The 17,245-nt window shown below is 60.8% G+C and carries 15 protein-coding genes; 6 read left to right on the forward strand and 9 right to left on the reverse strand.

What is annotated here, in order from left to right; all coding sequences use genetic code 11:
• Positions 1 to 9: 9 nt before the first annotated feature.
• The 4 genes from sulP to lnt form a co-directional block, all read right to left on the reverse strand.
• The gene (gene sulP, locus Q0Y02_RS15465; protein ID WP_297770442.1) at positions 10 to 1,758 is read right to left on the reverse strand and encodes a sulfate permease; all 1,749 of its coding nucleotides are present in this window, start codon (positions 1,756 to 1,758) and stop codon (positions 10 to 12) included.
• Between the two features lie 26 nt (positions 1,759 to 1,784).
• Positions 1,785 to 3,008 carry an FAD/NAD(P)-binding oxidoreductase gene (locus Q0Y02_RS15470; RefSeq protein WP_366516929.1) on the reverse strand — a complete coding sequence of 408 codons (1,224 nt, stop codon included), beginning with the start codon at positions 3,006 to 3,008 and terminating at the stop codon, positions 1,785 to 1,787.
• A gap of 12 nt (positions 3,009 to 3,020) precedes the next feature.
• Positions 3,021 to 3,887 (reverse strand): MBL fold metallo-hydrolase, encoded by an 867-nt coding sequence (locus Q0Y02_RS15475; protein WP_297770446.1) that lies wholly within the window; start codon positions 3,885 to 3,887, stop codon positions 3,021 to 3,023.
• A 93-nt stretch (positions 3,888 to 3,980) separates the two neighbouring features.
• Positions 3,981 to 5,468 (reverse strand): apolipoprotein N-acyltransferase, encoded by a 1,488-nt coding sequence (gene lnt, locus Q0Y02_RS15480; protein ID WP_297770448.1) that lies wholly within the window; start codon positions 5,466 to 5,468, stop codon positions 3,981 to 3,983.
• A gap of 186 nt (positions 5,469 to 5,654) precedes the next feature.
• Between lnt and Q0Y02_RS15485 the strand changes: the two genes are divergently transcribed.
• Entirely contained in the window at positions 5,655 to 7,031 is a 1,377-nt protein-coding gene (locus Q0Y02_RS15485) for a B-box zinc finger protein (RefSeq protein WP_297770450.1), read from the forward strand.
• Between the two features lie 364 nt (positions 7,032 to 7,395).
• Here the strand turns inward: Q0Y02_RS15485 and Q0Y02_RS15490 are convergent, their stop codons facing one another.
• Genes Q0Y02_RS15490 through Q0Y02_RS15505 form a run of 4 tightly spaced genes read right to left on the reverse strand, consistent with a single transcriptional unit; the run spans position 7,396 to position 11,116 of the window.
• Complete coding sequence (locus Q0Y02_RS15490; RefSeq protein WP_297770454.1) at positions 7,396 to 8,709, reverse strand: rhomboid family intramembrane serine protease; 1,314 nt, start codon at positions 8,707 to 8,709, stop codon at positions 7,396 to 7,398.
• A 40-nt stretch (positions 8,710 to 8,749) separates the two neighbouring features.
• The gene (locus Q0Y02_RS15495) at positions 8,750 to 9,631 is read right to left on the reverse strand and encodes a transporter associated domain-containing protein (protein ID WP_035249251.1); all 882 of its coding nucleotides are present in this window, start codon (positions 9,629 to 9,631) and stop codon (positions 8,750 to 8,752) included.
• Positions 9,631 to 10,140 carry an rRNA maturation RNase YbeY gene (gene ybeY, locus Q0Y02_RS15500; protein WP_297770456.1) on the reverse strand — a complete coding sequence of 170 codons (510 nt, stop codon included), beginning with the start codon at positions 10,138 to 10,140 and terminating at the stop codon, positions 9,631 to 9,633. Before ybeY ends, Q0Y02_RS15495 begins: the two co-directional genes overlap by 1 nt.
• Positions 10,112 to 11,116, reverse strand: coding sequence for a PhoH family protein (locus Q0Y02_RS15505; protein WP_297770457.1), 1,005 nt, complete (start codon positions 11,114 to 11,116; stop codon positions 10,112 to 10,114). Before Q0Y02_RS15505 ends, ybeY begins: the two co-directional genes overlap by 29 nt.
• A 296-nt stretch (positions 11,117 to 11,412) precedes the next feature.
• Between Q0Y02_RS15505 and Q0Y02_RS15510 the strand changes: the two genes are divergently transcribed.
• The 3 genes from Q0Y02_RS15510 (at position 11,413) to Q0Y02_RS15520 (ending at position 14,784) form a co-directional block, all read left to right on the forward strand.
• Positions 11,413 to 13,413 (forward strand): hypothetical protein, encoded by a 2,001-nt coding sequence (locus Q0Y02_RS15510; protein ID WP_297770459.1) that lies wholly within the window; start codon positions 11,413 to 11,415, stop codon positions 13,411 to 13,413.
• A 130-nt stretch (positions 13,414 to 13,543) separates the two neighbouring features.
• Positions 13,544 to 14,098: a sigma-70 family RNA polymerase sigma factor gene (locus tag Q0Y02_RS15515; protein WP_297770461.1), complete on the forward strand. Its 555-nt coding sequence runs from the start codon at positions 13,544 to 13,546 to the stop codon at positions 14,096 to 14,098.
• The gene (locus Q0Y02_RS15520; RefSeq protein ID WP_297770465.1) at positions 14,095 to 14,784 is read left to right on the forward strand and encodes an anti-sigma factor; all 690 of its coding nucleotides are present in this window, start codon (positions 14,095 to 14,097) and stop codon (positions 14,782 to 14,784) included. Before Q0Y02_RS15515 ends, Q0Y02_RS15520 begins: the two co-directional genes overlap by 4 nt.
• Positions 14,785 to 14,806: 22 nt before the next feature.
• On the opposite strand, the gene miaB is transcribed toward Q0Y02_RS15520, so the two are convergent.
• The gene (miaB, locus tag Q0Y02_RS15525) at positions 14,807 to 16,144 is read right to left on the reverse strand and encodes a tRNA (N6-isopentenyl adenosine(37)-C2)-methylthiotransferase MiaB (protein ID WP_297770468.1); all 1,338 of its coding nucleotides are present in this window, start codon (positions 16,142 to 16,144) and stop codon (positions 14,807 to 14,809) included.
• Positions 16,145 to 16,235: 91 nt separating this feature from the next.
• On the opposite strand from miaB, the gene Q0Y02_RS15530 reads away from it, so the two are divergent.
• The gene (locus tag Q0Y02_RS15530) at positions 16,236 to 16,802 is read left to right on the forward strand and encodes an SCO family protein (RefSeq protein WP_297770470.1); all 567 of its coding nucleotides are present in this window, start codon (positions 16,236 to 16,238) and stop codon (positions 16,800 to 16,802) included.
• The gene (locus tag Q0Y02_RS15535; protein WP_297770474.1) at positions 16,783 to 17,229 is read left to right on the forward strand and encodes a copper chaperone PCu(A)C; all 447 of its coding nucleotides are present in this window, start codon (positions 16,783 to 16,785) and stop codon (positions 17,227 to 17,229) included. The genes Q0Y02_RS15530 and Q0Y02_RS15535 overlap by 20 nt, the downstream gene beginning before the upstream one ends.
• Positions 17,230 to 17,245: the final 16 nt, after the last annotated feature.

The following is a 17,245-nucleotide window of genomic DNA, read 5'->3' on the forward strand; positions in this document are numbered from 1 at the left end:
TTAACCTTGTCAGACAGGGCTGCAAGGGGGAGCGGGATTTTCCTCAATGCTTTCCGGGGCCAGAGCGCGTATGGCCTGATACTGGGTGAGAAAGATCTGGCCGGTCAGTAATGCCGGCAGGGTGGTGTGCTGCAGCTGGTCCATGACCGGCCCCTTGATTTCGGAAAGGTGCAGCCGGATACCGGCATCGTCCAGACGCTGGTTCAGACTCAGCAGGCTGTCCACGGCACTGGCATCCAGATGGTTGATGGCGGTTCCCATCAGTACCACGTGCTCCGTTTGTGGGCGCAGCAGGGCGGCATCGTAAATCCGGTCTTCCAGGCCCCGGGCATTGGCAAAATACAGGGATTCGTCGATACGTATGCTCAGCACCCGGGGAGAGACGCGCACCTGGTGGCGCTGCACATTACGGAAATGCTCGGTGCCTGGCACCTGGCCCACTTCGGCCACATGGGGCTGATTGGTTCGCCATAGATAGAGCGCCAGGGAGGTGACCACCCCGGCCAGCACCCCGGCTTCCACGCCCCAACCCAGAACCCCGATCATGGTGATGGCCATGGCGGTGAAATCCAGCCGGGAAAAATGCCAGGTGTGTTTCAGCGCCGGCAGGTCCACCAGCGATAGCACAGCGACCACAATGGTGGCGGCCAGGGTTGCCTTGGGCAGGTAGGTGAAAGCGCCGGTAAAAAACAGCGCGGTGAGGGCAATGCCTATGGCAGTGAATACGCCGGCCATGGGGGTCTGTGCGCCGGCATCGAAATTCACCACGGAGCGGGAGAAGCCTCCGGTCACCGGAAAGCCGCCGCTGAAGGCGCTGGCCAGGTTTGCGCCGCCCAGCCCCATCAGTTCCTGGTTGGCATTGATGCGCTGGCGACGTTTGGCCGCCAGGGTCTGAGCAACAGAAATGGATTCCACAAAGCCGATCAGGCTGATCAGCAGAGCGGGCAGCAGTAGTGCCTGCCAGAGGTCAGCGTCAAATACAGGTAATGACAATGCGGGCAGGCCTTCGGGAATGTGACCGACAATCGCCATGCCGCGGCTATCCAGTTCCAGCATGGCCACGGCCAGGGTGGAACCCAGCACGGCGATGACAGGTCCTGCTTTACTCACCAGGTCGGACCAGAAGGCATTGAAGCCGAGTTTTTGCAGCAGCGGCTTGAGCGCCTTGCGCACCCAGAACAGGAAGGTCGTAACCAGCGCGCCGAGCACCACTGTGGGCCAATGGGTTTCAGGGAAATGCTGTGCCAGGGAGTGGCCAAGCTCTACCAGGTTATGGCCCGACAGGGGGATTCCCAGCAGATGCTTGAGCTGACTGGCGGCAATCAGCAGGCCGGAGGCACTGATAAAGCCGCTCACCACAGGGTGCGATAACAGATTGGCAATCCAGCCCAGTCGAAGCAGAGCCATCACCAGAAGAATGGTGCCGGACAGAAAAGCCAGAATAATAGTGGCTGCCAGGTATTGTTGACTGCCGGCCGTGGCTACCTGACTGGCCGCAGCAACAGTCATCAGCGAGGCTACTGCCACCGGGCCCACCGCCAGGGTACGGCTGGAACCGAGCAGGGCATAGACAACCAGTGGCAGGATGCTGGCGTAGAGACCGACTTCCGGCGGCAGCCCGGCGAGCATGGCGTAGGCCAGGCTCTGGGGAATCAGCATGATGGTGACGATCACCGCTGCCACGCTATCCCGGGCAGCGGTCTCGCGGTTGTAGTGGGGCAGCCACTGGGCGGCGCCCAACCAGGCGGGCAGTTTCATCTTGCCATCCCTTATTGTGTCACGCGTCAGAGTTTGCCTGGCCTGGCCAGCCACTCATGGCCCTTTAGCATCAGCTCGAAGTAGATCTTTGGCATGGCATGACGTTTCAGCCACCACATACTCCGGCGCGGTACGGTGGGATCGAGCGGGAAGCTGGGTTGCAGTTTGCCCTGATAGCCAAATTCGGCCAGCACGACCTTGCCTTTTTCCACGGTCAGCGGGCAGGCGCCATAGCCTTCATAGCGAGCTGTCGGCGCACGATTTTCCAGCACGGCGCAGAGGTTCTCGGCCACCACCGGCGCCTGCTTTCGCACGGCGGCGGCGGTTTTGGCATTGCTGGCCCCGCAGGCATCGCCCAGGCTGAATACATTGGCAAAACGGGGGTGCTGCAGGGTGGCTTCGTCCACGGCGACCCAGCCGGCCTCGTTGGCCAGCTCGCTGTCGCGCACAAACTGTGGGGCCCGTTGCGGCGGTACCACATGCAGCATGTCGAAGGGCTCGGTGTCATCGGTGCTGGTGCCATCGCCATTGGTACGCCGGAAGGTGGCTTCGCGGGCCGGGCCATCCACGGCGATCAGGGTGCTATTGAAATTCAGATTGGCGTTGTAGCGCTTCACATATTCCATCAGTGGCGGCACAAAATCCGCCACGCCGAACAGTACGGCGCCGGCATTATGGAACTGCACATCAATGTTGCCCAGGGTGCCGGTTTCTTCCCAGTGGTGGCAGGACAGGTACATGGCCTTCTGCGGCGCGCCGGCACACTTGATAGGCATGGGCGGTTGGGTGAACAGAGCTCGGCCACGCTGCAGGTTTCGCACGCATTCCCAAGTATAGGACGCCAGTTCAAAGAGATAGTTGCTGGTAACCCCGTGCTTGCCAAGGCTGCTTTCCAGGCCCTCGATGGCGCCCAGGTTCAGCTCCAGTCCCGGCGCAACCACCAGAAACTGGTAATTCAGTGACTGGCCGTCTTCCAGAGTTACCCGGTTGTGCGTCGGCTCCATTTCAGTCACCCGGCTGCGCAACCACTTGGCACCGTTTGGGATCAGCTTGCCGGTGGCTTTGCAGGTATTGGCCGGGTTGAAACAGCCGCCACCCACCAGGGTCCAGGCGGGCTGATAGAAGTGGCGGTCGCTGGGCTCCACGATGGCCACGGACAGGTGCGGCTTGCGCTTGAGGATACTGGCGGCCACCGCAATGCCGGCGGCACCGCCGCCGATCACCACTACATCCCACAGAGTCGGTGTCATGGTCATCGCCTCTTACAGTGCGTTCAGCGGAATTTTCAGGTAGCTAATGCCATTGTCTTCCTCGGGAGGAAGGTGGCCGGCGCGCATATTGATCTGCACCGAAGGCAGAATCAGTCGCGGCATATCCAGGGTGGCATCGCGTTTTTCGCGCATGCTGACGAACTCCTGCTCGGAAACGCCTTCGTGCACGTGGATATTGTGGCGACGCTGATCGCCCACGGTGGTTTCCCACTGGTATTCGCTGCGGCTTTCCGGCAGATAGTCGTGGCAGAGGAACATGCGGGTGTCGTCCGGCAGGGCCAGCAGCTTTTGCACGGACTGGTACAGGGTGCGGGCATCACCGCCGGGGAAGTCGCAGCGGGCGGTGCCATAATCCGGCATGAACAGGGTGTCGCCCACAAACACCGCATCGCCGATCACATGGCTCATGCAGGCCGGGGTATGCCCCGGAGTGTGAATGGCCCGCGCCTCAATGTTGCCGATCTTGTAGGTGTCGCCATCGGCAAACAGATGATCGAACTGACGGCCGTCACGAGCGAACTCGGTGCCGGCGTTGAAGACCTTGCCGAAGGTGTCCTGCACGGTGCGTATATGCTCGCCGATGGCCAGCTTGCCGCCCACTTGTTGCTGGATCCAGGGTGCGGCGGAAAGATGATCCGCATGCACATGGGTTTCCAGCAACCAGTCTACGGTAAGGCCTTCCTGTTTGACGTAGGCCACAATCTGGCGGGCACTGTCATGGTGGGTACGTCCAGCTTTGGGGTCGTAGTCCAGCACCGAATCGACAATGGCGCAGTGCCGGGTTTGCGGGTCTGTCACCACATAGCTGACGGTGTTGGTGTCGTTGTCGAAAAAGGCTTTGACGGTTGGACGAGACATGCTTGTTCCCTCCTGTGACTGGGCAGCGTTCATGCACAGTTATAGAAGGGTATCAGGGTAAAGTCAAATTAGTAATAAGCTTATACTTAAAAGTTATATAAAGGGTTGCTTCTTCTTCCTTCCCAGCATTGCGGGCAGCAACAACAGCACCGAGAGCACCAGCCAGGGCCAGACGCCCAGAGCCATAAAGGGTGTGATGCCGGTACGTGGCTGGTACTGGCTGTAAAGCACATCACGCTCGAACTGGGGCAGGGCGTCCACGATCCGGCCCTGGTGGTCGATCACGGCGGTGACCCCATTGTTGGTGCCGCGCAGCAGCCAGCGCCCGGTTTCCAGGGCCCGCAAACGGGCCATCTGGAAATGCTGAAGCGGCCCGGCGGAGGTGCCGAACCAGGCGTCGTTGCTGATGGTCACCAGCACATCGGCATCATGACTGCGGCTGGCCACCAGTTGCGGGTAGAGGATCTCGTAGCAGATAAAGGGGGCCACGGTATGGCCCATGGCCTGCAGGTTGGGCTGACTGGGGTCCCCCGGCGTAAAGCCGGACATGGGCAAGTCGAAGAAGGGGATCAGGCCGCGAATCAGCGATTGCATGGGGACGTATTCACCAAAGGGCACCAGCTTCTGCTTGTGGTAAACCCGCTCGCTGCCGTTCTCATTATCGCGAAGCGGAATGGCAGCGATGCTGTTGCGATAGGTAATGCCGGCGTCGCCGACGCTGCGCCAGGGAATGCCGGTAATCAGGGCGCCGTTTCGGTCTGCCAGTTGCTTGCCCTCATCCTCGATAAAATCGGTAATGCTCTGGTAGAACTCGGTCATGGCCGATTCCGGCCACAGCACCAGGGTGTCGGCGGGAATCTCCCGGGTCAGCTCGTGATAGATACGGCGCGTCTCGTCGCGCATGGAAATCTGCCACTTCAGGTCCTGGGGAATATTGCCCTGCACCAGCGCCACTTTCTGTTCCGGGCCGTTGGCGTGGGTGAACGTGAGGAAATGGCCAGCAGTGGCGGTGATCAGCACCAGCACTGACAGGCCGGCGGCTACCCAGCGGAGGGTGCCCGGCTGGCGAAGCTGAATCAGGGTGGCGCTGAGCAGCACCGTGGCCAGGGTCAGCAGCCAGACCCCGCCCAGTGGCGCCAGGCTGGCCAGGGGGGTATCAATCAGTGCGTACCCGGCATACAGCCAGGGGAAACCAGTGAGCAGCCAGCCGCGCAGCCAGTCCAGCAGCAGCCAGATACCGGTGAACACCAGTGCCGAGCGCCCCAGTCGCCAGCTCAGGGAAAACGTCAGGCCGTAGAACAGGGCCAGAAAGGCGGCGAAAATCGCCGTAAAGGGAATCGCCATCCATAGCGGCATGAAGCCATAGTCATGCATGGAGACATGCACCCAGGACACGCCGAAGCCGAACATGCCCAGGCCATAGAGCCAGCCGCGCAGGAAGGCTTCCTTGCCGGAGCCGGCCTGCTGCTGGCACCAGAAGCCGGCGGCGACACTGACAAATAGCAGCGGCCACAGGTCATAGGGGGCGAAGGCAAGGGGGAAAAGCAGGCCGGCAAACAGGGCCAGCAGACGGTGGCGCATGGAATTCCTCGTTTCATGATGGCGAGCAGGCCGCCTGGCTGATACGGCTAGAGTCGCTGCAAAAATACGAATAAAGTATCAATCACAACCAATAATCAAACCCGCCCTGCCAGTCGTTGGATGCGGGGCGCCGGTAGGGGGCCGTCAGGGTTGGCCGCTACCTTGTGAATGCTTGGGGGCATCATAGTGAATCGCTATTGCAAGTACCATCCGGGGACGCAAGCGCTGTGGTATTGCAGCCATGATGGATTGCATCTGTGTCAGCAATGTGTGGATGGCCGCAATGACAGCCTGATAGAGGCCCGTTGCCTGCTCTGCAACCAGGAACTGGAAAGCAGTGAGCAGGGACAGGGTGGCCCTCTGTGGCGGCAACTGGATCGTTACCTGCGCTACCCGTTTACCCCTGTGCTGTTACCGCTGCTGGTGGTGTGGGCGTTGTTGGCGTCGCTGGTGCCACCCTTGCCGGTAATGGTGCCGGTGGTGGTGTTGGCAGGGCTGCCGGCCTGGGGCTTTGCCCGGGCGGTGATGACCTTGCGCAGCCATCCCGGTAAAGCCCGCAAAAGTCATACTCCAGGCTGGGATTGTCTGTCTGATATGGCGGGCTGGAAGGCAGCGTTGTTGCAGGCTTTGCCGGCCCTGCTGGTGATGGTGCCGGCCGGGTTTGTGTTGGTGATGGTGTCGGAGCCGGTGGGGTTGCTGATCGGTGCTGTCGGCCTGTTGTTGGTGCCGGCTTTCTGGCTCGCCATTCAGGCCCAGGGACCGGAACCTGGCTCCTATGCGGCGGCACTGACCTATATCTTCTCCGCACCTCGTGATTATGCGGTGGCTGCTGTTCTGGCATCAGTGGGGTGGCTGTTGGGCGTGGCGCTGATTGCCGTGGCCGTGGATGTGATGCCGCTACCTCTTGCCCAGGGGCTGGCCGGGGCGTTAGCGGCACTCTGGTGGCTGGCCCTGGCCTGCCTGTGCGGTGATATCCTGGCCCGTCATGGCCATCTTTGGGGACTGGATCAGGGAGGCAAGAAAGTCACCGCGTCGCTGGAAGAGCGGCGCCAGCGGGTACAGCTTTGTGCCGGGCGCTTTGACAAGGTGTTGCTGAGCACAGCCAAAACCCTGAAGAACAAAAAGGCCACTGTGGCGGACTGGCAACGTTATGACCGGCTGCTGGATATTACCGACCGGGAGGATGAGCGCCGCACCGCCGCGCCGTCCTATCTGGAAATGCTGGTGGTGTCCGGTGCCTGGGCCGAGGCGCTGGCGTTGCTGGCCCGTCAGCGGGAGGTGGAACCAACCTGGTTACCCGCATCGCCCTCTCTGCGTCTGGCCCTGGCCCAGGGTATCCATGAACAGGAGCCGAAAGTTGCCGTGGGGCTGCTCAAGGATCTGCATGATCGGCACCCGGATTTCAGCGAGTTGGGTGACGCCTATCTGTTACTGGCAAAGATTCTTGCCGAGCAATTCGGACTGGCCGGCAAGGCGGAGCAGTACCTGCGCTTTGTGGAAAGCCAGTGCCGGGATGCGAAACTGCGCAAGCAGGTGGCGGACTACCGGGCCGCGTGGGGGTAGGGGCGAGCTACTCTCGTGGGATAGAGAAAGGTCCGAAAGTTCCCAACCTCCGAGTTTTCTTCGAAGCCGCTGTAGGAGTACCTCTCGAGGTGCGAACCTTGCGGAGCAAGGAAATCGCCCGCAGGGCGATCAGGCATTTCAGACCTCGACAGGTTTCAGAAAGAACGGCTGCCCCCCCCCCTCTGTTGCCTCGCTACGCTCGGTTCGCCATGCAAGCATAGCTCCTACATAAAGGAGAAACCCTCGCCAAGGCTCGAATCGCGCCGCCAGCGACGCTCCTACAGATCGGATTGTTGCGTTAAACGCGGGCAGGGCGTTATTCGACCATCACGGCCCAGTCCGCGTTTCAGCTTGGGGCTTGCCGCTACACTTCCAGCGCCTTGGCCCGGTGACCCAAACCTTCCCGATGGAGTGCATCGCGCAGGGCCTGCAGGGCAGGCTTGCGAGTGTCGTGGTGATCCAGACTGATGGCCAGTGCTTCTGCCTGGGCAAATTCACCGGCCCGGGTCAGGGTGGTTACCAGATGCCAACCAACGGAAGAGGGTAATTCGGCGCCCTGCTGCTGGCGGAACTGCTGCCAGCAACCGACAACTTGTTGGGCTTGTCCCTTTTCGCTGGCCGGGTGGGCAAACAGGCGATGGGCGATGTCGATCCAGCCGTTGCTGTCCTGGTTCATGCGGCGGGCATTGAAGAGGCCGGTCAGGGCATCAAAGTGATCCGGCTGCCGGTCCAGTACTTGCTGAAAGGCGTCGCTGGCAGCGTCCGCCTGCAGCTGGGCGAGGGCATCCCAGCCCCATTGCAGCCCCTGTTGATCCTGTGGATTCGCAGGCGTGGCTGTTTCGGTGTTCACGGACGGCTCCGCCGGGCGCATGAGCTGGATCAGCAGGGTGCCACCGGCCAGGGCCAGTACGCCGGCGGCCAGATTGGCCATGGCTGGCTGGGCTTGCCAGGCCAGTAACCCCAGTAGTGCCAGCGGCATTGCCGCCAGGGCCGGGGTGGGCAGGGTGATCGATATCCACGCCTTGCCGGGTAACCAGACCGGCAGGGAAGTGCGCCAGCCCTGCAGGCCGAGGAAGGCTCCATACCAGACCATGAGCGGTGCGACGGCGCCATGAAACGGCAGCTGCCCGCTGCGAGCCACCAGCATGTAGCCGGCACCGGCCAGCAGGCAGCCTAGCAGCCACAGAGTCAGTACCCGGCCATGGCCAAGCTGACGCTCCAGGGGGAATGCCAGTGGCACCAGCAGAAACACGGTGAGAACGGTTAGCCACAGGGAGCCACCTGCAAAGGGGGAGGTAAAGAAACGGGCCGGGCGGGGGCTGCTGTCTGGTAGCCCCCAGCGGTACAAGTTGCTGGCGGCGAGTTGATCCTGTGTTTGCTGGCGCAGGGCTTTCCACTTTTCTATCTGGGTTGCTGACCAGAAGTCCCGGGCGCGCAGGTCACTGTCTTTGACGAAGCTGGGCGACAGCAGCGCCGCGCTGTAAGCGTGGGTATCGCCGCTGGCGAGCTGTTGTTCCAGCTGGCCAGCCAGTTCGCCACGCCCGTTAAAGCGTAGCCAGGACAGGTAGTTGTCCCATTCCAGGGTTTTCAGGCCACCATCCACGTACCAGCCAAGTACTGGCTGGGGCGCGTTAGCCGGGTTGAGCAAGGCGCCGAGCAACAGGGCAACGGCAATCACGGCCGTCACCCACGGTGCTTTTAACAGGGCGGAGATGGTGTCAGCTTTCGACCTCTGTGGCAGTGGCATCCTGGTTTTCCCCCGGCGGTGTAACCCGCAGCAATCTTATTGTTCTGCCGTCGGCGCTGAGCACGGTGAAGAGATAGCCATCCAGTTCCACGCTTTCATCGCGGCCGGGTAAGCGGCCGAACTTCTGCATCACCAGCCCGCCGATGGTGTCGAATTCCTCATCGCTGAACTGGCAGTGGAAGTGCTCGTTGAAATCATCGATGGGTGTCAGCGCCTTGACGGTGTACTCCTGATCATCCAGATCCTTGATCAGGTAGTCCTCTTCTTCTACGTCGTGTTCGTCTTCAATTTCCCCGACGATCTGTTCCAGCACATCTTCAATGGTGACCAGCCCGGCCACGCCGCCATATTCGTTGACCACGATGGCCATGTGATTGCGGCTGATACGGAATTCGCGCAGCAGTGAGTCGAGCCGTTTGGACTCGGGTACCACCATAGCAGAGCGGATATGATCCTTGATGGCGAAACGGTCCATGCGGGCCGGATCGAGGATTAACGGTAGCAGGTCCTTGGCCAGCAGGATGCCGATCACTTCATCCGGGTCGTCGCCGAGTACCGGGAAACGGGAGTGAGCGCAATCAATGATGGTGGGCAGGAAATCCCGCGGGTCGGAGCTGGCCTTGATGCTGACCATCTGGGAGCGCGGAATCATGATCTCGCGTACCTGCATGTCGGCGACACAGACGGCGCCTTCGATAATTCCCAGGGTGTCCCCGTCGATAATGTGGGAATCGCGCATGGAGCGCATCAGGTCCAGCAGTTCACTCCGGTCGCCGGGCGTGGAGGAGAAAAACTGGCCGACACGCTCCAACCAACTTCGGCTGGTACCGTTATCCGAATAGTCGTCCGACATCAGGGGTGAAGCTCCATATTGGTGTGTGGCTCAATGTTGTAAGGGTCGGCAAAACCCTGTTCGTTAAGGGCGCGGATTTCCATGGCTTCCATGATCTGCGCGTCCTCGTCATCAATGTGATCGTAGCCCAGCAGGTGCAGTACACCATGGGTGACCATGTGGGCCCAGTGGGCCTGCAGGGTCTTGTTCTGTTCAGCGGCCTCCCGGCGTACCACCGGGGCACAGAGAATGATGTCGCCGAGCAGCGGCTCCATGGCATCTTCGGGAAGGCCTTCTGGCATTTCAAACGGGAAGGACAGCACATTGGTGGGCTTGTCCTTGTCGCGGTAGTCCCGGTTGAGGGTGCGGATTTCGTCTTCATCGACGATACGCAGGGTGATGTCGCCGACCACGCCGCCGGCTACCTGGGCGGCATGGCGCACCCAGTCGCATAACCGGGATTCGTCGGGGGCGTCCGGGGCGTCGCTGGCCCACTGGATATCAACGCTGGGTGTCGGTATCCCGTTCATGGCGGTCGTAGGCCTCTACAATACGTTGTACCAGCGGGTGGCGAACCACGTCGCGGCTGTCGAATCGGGTCACGCCAATCCCTTTTACGCCGTCCAGCACTTCCAGTGTATTCACCAGGCCGGAGCGTTGATGGCGGGGCAGATCCACCTGGGTTACGTCCCCGGTGATCACGGCGCGGGTCCCGAACCCGATACGGGTGAGGAACATCTTCATTTGTTCCGGGGTGGTGTTCTGGGCTTCATCCAGAATCACGAAACTGTTATTCAGGGTTCGCCCGCGCATGTAGGCCAGCGGTGCCACTTCAATCACCATACGATCCATCAGCTTGGCCACGGTTTCAAAGCCGAGCATTTCGTAAAGGGCATCGTAGAGAGGGCGTAAATAGGGGTCGATTTTTTCTGCCAGGTCGCCGGGCAGAAAACCCAGCTTTTCGCCGGCCTCAACCGCCGGTCGTACCAGCAGGATCCGTTGAATTTCCGCTTTTTCCAGCGCATCCACGGCGCAGGCTACGGCCAGCCAGGTTTTGCCGGTGCCGGCCGGGCCGACGCCGAAATTGATGTCGTGTTTGCGGATCTGTTTCACATACTCGCGCTGGTGAGCGCCACGGGGCTTGATGCGAACCCGCTTGGTACGAACGACAACGTCATCGCTGGGGAACGCCACGGTGTTGTCAGTGCTTTTTGCTGCGCTATGGTCGGCCACGTTGGACTGTTGCAGCTGCAGATGCACCATTTCCGGCGTCAGGTCTGTGCCATCGCGGGTCTGATCATAGAGCTCGTAGAGGATTGACCCGGCGGCGTCCACGGAGGCGGATGGCCCTGCCAGATGAAACTGGTTACCACGATTGTGGATATCCACATGCAGGCGCTGGGCTATCTGCTTGATGTGCTCGTCCAGATGGCCGCAGAGACTGGCCAGGCGACGGGAATCGTTGGGTTCGAGGCTGATGTGCTGAGAAGCGAGTGGTGTGTCCAAGATGGAAAACGTGGCCCCTCGGGCTGTTGCGGAGAGTTTCAGAATACCCCGAAGCGTGTTTTCGGGGAAGAAAAATTACCCGCGCAGCCTAGCCCCGGAGGGTGGCGGGCCGCAAGCGTTGATGGCGGGGTGTCGGACAACCGGTAGGGCGGCACGATTCCTGTGGCTGATACATTTCAAACGAGAATTATTACGCGCTGTTACATCCGTTTCTGTGCGGCGGCGGTATCAGCAGTAGGACGCATTGTCCTGACTGACCGGCGGAAAGCCGGCATCGCTATCCAAGGAGAGATGAGATGAATGTGAATGGCAAAGGTTTGCTGTGGCTGTCGCCACTGGCCGTTGCGGTAACGCTGGCAGCCTGTGGGGGTAATGGCAGCGACCGATCCCTGATCAATTCCCCTGGTGTGGCCCAGGGGCCGTCATTGCTGGTGATGCACAATGGTAGTGGTAATGCCGGCCAGATCGACCGCCTGAATGCTGGCCTGGAAGTGCAAGGGACTTTCAATGCGGATGCCAATGAAGGCATTGCGCTGGACCTGCTGGGCAATCTCTACGCCGCCAACGACAGTGCCGGGGCTCCCAGCACGTTACAGGTTCTGCACCAGCTGGCTGAGCGAACCGACGGCTCTGCGGCGGTGCCCACTCTGGACCGTAGTGTTGCGGCACCGGGTTCCATGACGCTGAAAGGGATTGCCATCGCCCATGAAGCCGGGCTGGTAATGGCAGCCAATATCGGCGGCAATAGTGTCGAAGTCTACGGCACTGCAGCGGGAGAAAGTGCCACGCCCCTGGCCAGTACCGCCCTGTCAGGCAATACCTGGGATCTGGCCTACGACGAAGCGGCGGACCGTTTGTTCCTGGCCATGACCAATGGCACCGTGATGGTGGTGGATGACTATGTCGCGGGAGGTTTTATGTCGACCCCCGCCCGGGTGATTACCCCGGATACGGCAGGTACCGTCTCCAATATGCATGGAATCGCCTATCGGGCTGACTCTGACACCCTGGTGGTCAGTGATGTGGGTGATGCTGCGGTGGCGGATGATGGCCAGCTGTATGTGATCGAGAATGCGTCCACTGCCGATGGCACAGTGACGCCTGCACGGACCCTGGCCGGCCCGGCGACCAAACTGGGCAACCCGGTGGACCTGGTGCTGGATGGCAACACGGTTTACATCGCGGAAAAATCCAACGATGCCATTCTGGTGTACCGCAACGTGTTTTCCGGCGGTTCAGGGGACATCGCGCCGAACCGGGTCGTCGATAGTATCAAACCGGAATCCCTGGCCATTATTAATGGGTCCGATTTGCAGCCGGGCCTTTCCGATATCGATATCGCCGGGACCACCTTCACCGGTGTTGCGGTAACCAGCAATCCGCCGGCCGCTCCAGGCGACCCGGATGTGGTGGTACTGGACCTGGATCTGGGCGCCATGCAGCGCGGCTTTTCCACAAATCAGGATCGCGAAAGCCTGGCATTCAACCAGTTGGGCGATGCCTATATTACCTACGACTCTGGCCTGGCTGTGATCAACCGTCTGGCTACGGATCGCGATGGCGAGATGTTCTCTGTGAGTCGTGACCGGGTGATTGAAGGCGCGAGCACCGGCCTGATGGCACCGAAAGGCTTTGATGTGGCGGACTCGCTGGGCTGGGTGCTGGTCACCGATAACGGTAACCCGTCCGTGCGGGTGTTCGGCGCCCAGGCCGGTGGCGATGCCGCTCCCTTGTTCACCACCAGCCTGTCCGTGGCGCCCTGGGATCTGGATTACGACCCGGATTCCGATCAGCTCTTCGTGGCCCTCACCGATGGCACGGTAGCGGTCTTTGACAGCTACAGCACGGCGCGTGGCAGCGCTGGCCCTGACCGGGTGATTACGCCTGCCGAGGCGGGTGTGGCGTTTACCGCCCCGACCAACCTGCATGGCATTGTCTATGTGGCGGAAACCGACCAGCTGATCCTGTCGGATGTGGGTAGCGGCGCTAACCCTACCGACGGCAAGCTGTATGTGCTGGACAACGGCTCCACCGCTGACGGCATCACCGATGTCACCGTGAATATCGATAACGGCGACAACAGTACGGTGGGCAACACCCAGCTCGGTAATCCGGTGGATATCGCCTTTGATGGTGAGCACCTGTATGTGGCGGAGAAATCCCAGGGCATGGTGCTGCGCTTTGACAATATCCTTGATTCTGCCGGTGGTGACGTAACGCCTTCGCAGACCTGGATGCAGTCGTCGCCGGAATCGGTGTCGCTGATTGCGGATTATCTTGGCCGCGCGCCGGAGTAAGCACGGGGGAGCGCTTTTACGGCTCCCTGTACCGGGCCGCTTCGGCGGCCCGGTTTTCCTCTTGTTGACACATTCTTCTCGTACTCTGGTGAATCATCTTCATTCTGCTTCTTACTGGATACGCAGGTTCATGGACGATTCACGCGCTGAGCTGGAAGAAGGCAATGCCCTGGTACGGGCATGTGCCAGTGGCGACCGACAGGCATTTCATCAGCTTTATCTCAATGAAGCGCCACGCATGCTGGCGTTGGCGCGCCGATTTACCGGCGAGTCATCACTGGCTGAGGATGCGTTGCAGGATACCTTTATTCAGGTCTGGGAAAATGCCAGGCGCTTTCAAAGCCAGCGAGGTTGCGCGCGGGCCTGGCTGTTCGGATTATTGCGATACCGCTTGATCAACCAACACCACCGCTCCCGACGGGATGCGTTCGAGCCCCTGCCAGGGGATCAATGGCCTGATCCGGGCCCCTCCCCAGAGCAATGCTCCGTGGAGCAGGATCAGCGACGCGCCATCGTCGACTGTCTGCAAGGTCTGCAAATGGATCGCCGCCGCCCCATTCTCATGGCGTTCTATCATGGGTTTACCTACGAACAGATTGCCGAAACCCTGGCCGTTCCTCTGGGGACGATCAAGAGCCGGGTTCGATCAGGCTTGAAAGGGCTGCAGGAGTGTCTGCGACTATGATTCCGGAACAGCCTGAAGCACAGAGTCTGTTGATTGCCGAGTATGTCCTGGGTCTGCATTCCCGTGAGCAGTCGGCAGAGATTGAGCAGTGGCTGGAACAGGACGAGGACGCTGCGCAACTGGCCGGCCACTGGCGGGAGCATTGGCTGGGGGCGGCAGAGCTGCTGGAACCGGTACCGTTGCCGCCGCGAGTATGGCGCGAGATTTCCCGGCAAACCGCTTCGGCGGATGTCCGCGGCCGGTTTGACTGGCAGTGGTTGTGGCAGAGCCTGACGCTCTGGCGCACCGTCAGTGTTGCCTTGCTGGTGGCGGTGGTATTGCTGCTGGGGCCACTGCGGGTGCCGGCGCCGGTTTATACCGTGGTGCTGCAGGCACCGGGTGAGGCCGCCAGCCCGGGCTGGAGAGTGACCGTGTCTGCGCAGGGGGACTTGCAGCTGACGCCGCTGTCGGAGAGTCAGTACCCGGCAAATCGCAGTGTCCAGTTCTGGACCCTGGCAGACCCGGCACTGGGCCCTCGTTCCCTGGGCCTGGTGCAGCCCGGCGAGCCGTTGGTGTTACCGGCCAGCCGCGTGGGCGGGGTGGAGAGTGGCCAGCTGTTCGAGCTGACGCTGGAGCCGCCGGGTGGCTCTCCCGCTGATCGACCCACCGGGCCGGTTCTGTTCATTGGTCGGGCGGTGGCGCTATAGCAGGCAAAGTCGCAACCCGGGGTCAGCCCGGGTTGCGCGGGTCGCTGCCGAGCAGGGAGTTGCTGTAGGCCTGATCGATGGTGATGTCCACGAATTTGCCGATCAGGTCGGTATCATCACTGCGGAAGTTAACCACCCGATTGTTCTCCGTGCGGCCCTTGAGCTGGCCCGGGTCTTTCTTGGAGAAACCATCCACCAGAATTCGCTGGGTGCTGCCCACCATCTTGCGGGAAATGTCCTGCACATTCTGGGTGATGCGCTGTTGCAGAATCGCCAGGCGCTGTTTCTTCACCTCCATGGGCACATCATCGGGCAGGTCTGCCGCCGGGGTGCCGGGGCGGGCGCTGTAGATGAAGCTGAAGGACATGTCGAAGCCGATGTCGTGGATCAGATTCATGGTGTCTTCGAAGTCCCGGTCGGTTTCCCCGGGGAAGCCGATGATGAAATCGGAGCTGAACGAGATGTCCGGGCGGATGCGCTTGAGCTTGCGCAGCTTGCTTTTGTATTCCAGCACCATGTGGTTGCGCTTCATCATCGCCAGGATGCGGTCGGAGCCGGACTGCACCGGCAGGTGCAGGTGATTGACCAGTTCTGGCACGTCTTCATAGACCTGGATCAGCGCATCGGAGAACTCCACCGGGTGGCTGGTGGTGTAACGGATGCGATCAATACCGTCGATGTCGCGGATCAGCCGGATCAGGTCGGCCAGGTCCAGGATGTCGCCGTCGGCGCCCACACCCCGGTAGGCATTCACGTTCTGACCCAGCAGGTTCACCTCGCGCACGCCCATTTCTGCCAAGTGCTCCACTTCTTTCAGCACGGGCTGCACCGGGCGACTGACTTCCTCACCGCGGGTGTAGGGCACCACACAGAAGGTGCAGTATTTGGAGCAGCCTTCCATGATCGACACGAAGGCACTGGGGCCGTCCACGCTGGGTTCCGGCAGGTTGTCGAACTTTTCCACTTCCGGGAAGGTCACATCGATGGCCAGTTTCCGGGTAGTGGCGGCCTGGGTGATCAGGCCGGGCAGACGGTGCAGGGTCTGCGGGCCGAACACTACGTCCACATAGGGGGCCCGGTCACGAATGGCATCGCCTTCCTGACTGGCCACGCAGCCGCCTACCGCGATCACCATGTCCGGTTTGGCGTCCTTGAGCTTTTTCCAGCGACCCAGCTGGTGGAATACTTTTTCCTGGGCCTTTTCGCGGATCGAGCAGGTGTTGAGCAGCAATACGTCTGCTTCTGCCGGATTGTCGGTGGGCTCCAGGCCGTGGCTGGATTCGAGCAGGTCCACCATGCGAGTGGAATCGTACTCGTTCATCTGGCAGCCGTGGGTCTGAATGAAAAGCTTGCGTGCCATGGGTTGCCTAACCGTTGAATAGAGTGAAAATGGGCGCGGCTGCAATTAGAGTCCGCTTAAATGGGCGCGGATTATACCAACCGGAGAGATCATGCGAAAACTGCCGTACATCCTGCCAGTGCTTCTGGCCCTTCTGGTTGCCGGCTGTGGCAAGCAGGAAAGCGACTTGCCAGTCAATACAAGGCTGGGTGGTGAGTTTACACTAACTGACCACAACGGCGAGCCTTTCAGCCAGGCACAGCTCAAGGGCAAGGTTTCCATCCTGTTCTTCGGTTACACCCATTGTCCTGACATCTGCCCGGCAGTGTTGGCCCGAGTGGCCCAGGTGTATCGGCAGTTGCAAGAGGCCGGTGAAGCAGGCCAGGTACAGCCTGTGTTTATTACCTTCGACCCGGAGCGAGATACAGCGGAGCACCTGAAGGAGTATTTGCCCTGGTTCAAGGCGGACATCATCGGCCTGACCGGCAGCCTGGCGGAAATCCGCGAGGTGGCAACGCAATACGGGGTGGTGTTTATCAAGGATCAGGCGGAACAGGACTACCTGTTCACTCACAGTGACTATATTTATCTACTGGACGACCAGGGTCGGGTGCGCAAACTGTACCCGGCGGATTTCACCATTGACGAGGTGGTAACTGATGCCAAAAGCCTGCTTTAACGCTCTGTTGGCAGGCGCCGTGCTGGCCCTTGCCGTGCCTGCTCACGCGGAGCTGACGTTTTCCGACCCCTGGTTACGTGCGGTGCCACCGGTGTCGCCGACCATGGCGGGTTATGCCACGTTGAACAATACCGGCGAGGATACCGTGATCATTACCGGTGTCAGCACCCCCGTTGCCGGCCACACCATGCTGCATGATGTGGAAACCGCCGCTGACGGCAGTCGCAGGATGGTGCACCTGCATCACCTGGCAATCCCGGCCGGAGAGAGCCTGGTACTGGCACCGGGGAACAGGCATCTGATGCTGATGAAACTCACACAGGTCCCGGCTCCCGGGGACAGTGTGGAAGTTTGCTTTCATCTGAATGGCGGGCAGGATGCCTGCGCGGCGTTCCCGGTAAAACGAGCGTCCCAATCTGACGGTTGAACCCGGTTCTTTTTTA

The sequence above is a fragment of the uncultured Alcanivorax sp. genome, assembly GCF_947258575.1.
Lineage (GTDB): Bacteria > Pseudomonadota > Gammaproteobacteria > Pseudomonadales > Alcanivoracaceae > Alcanivorax.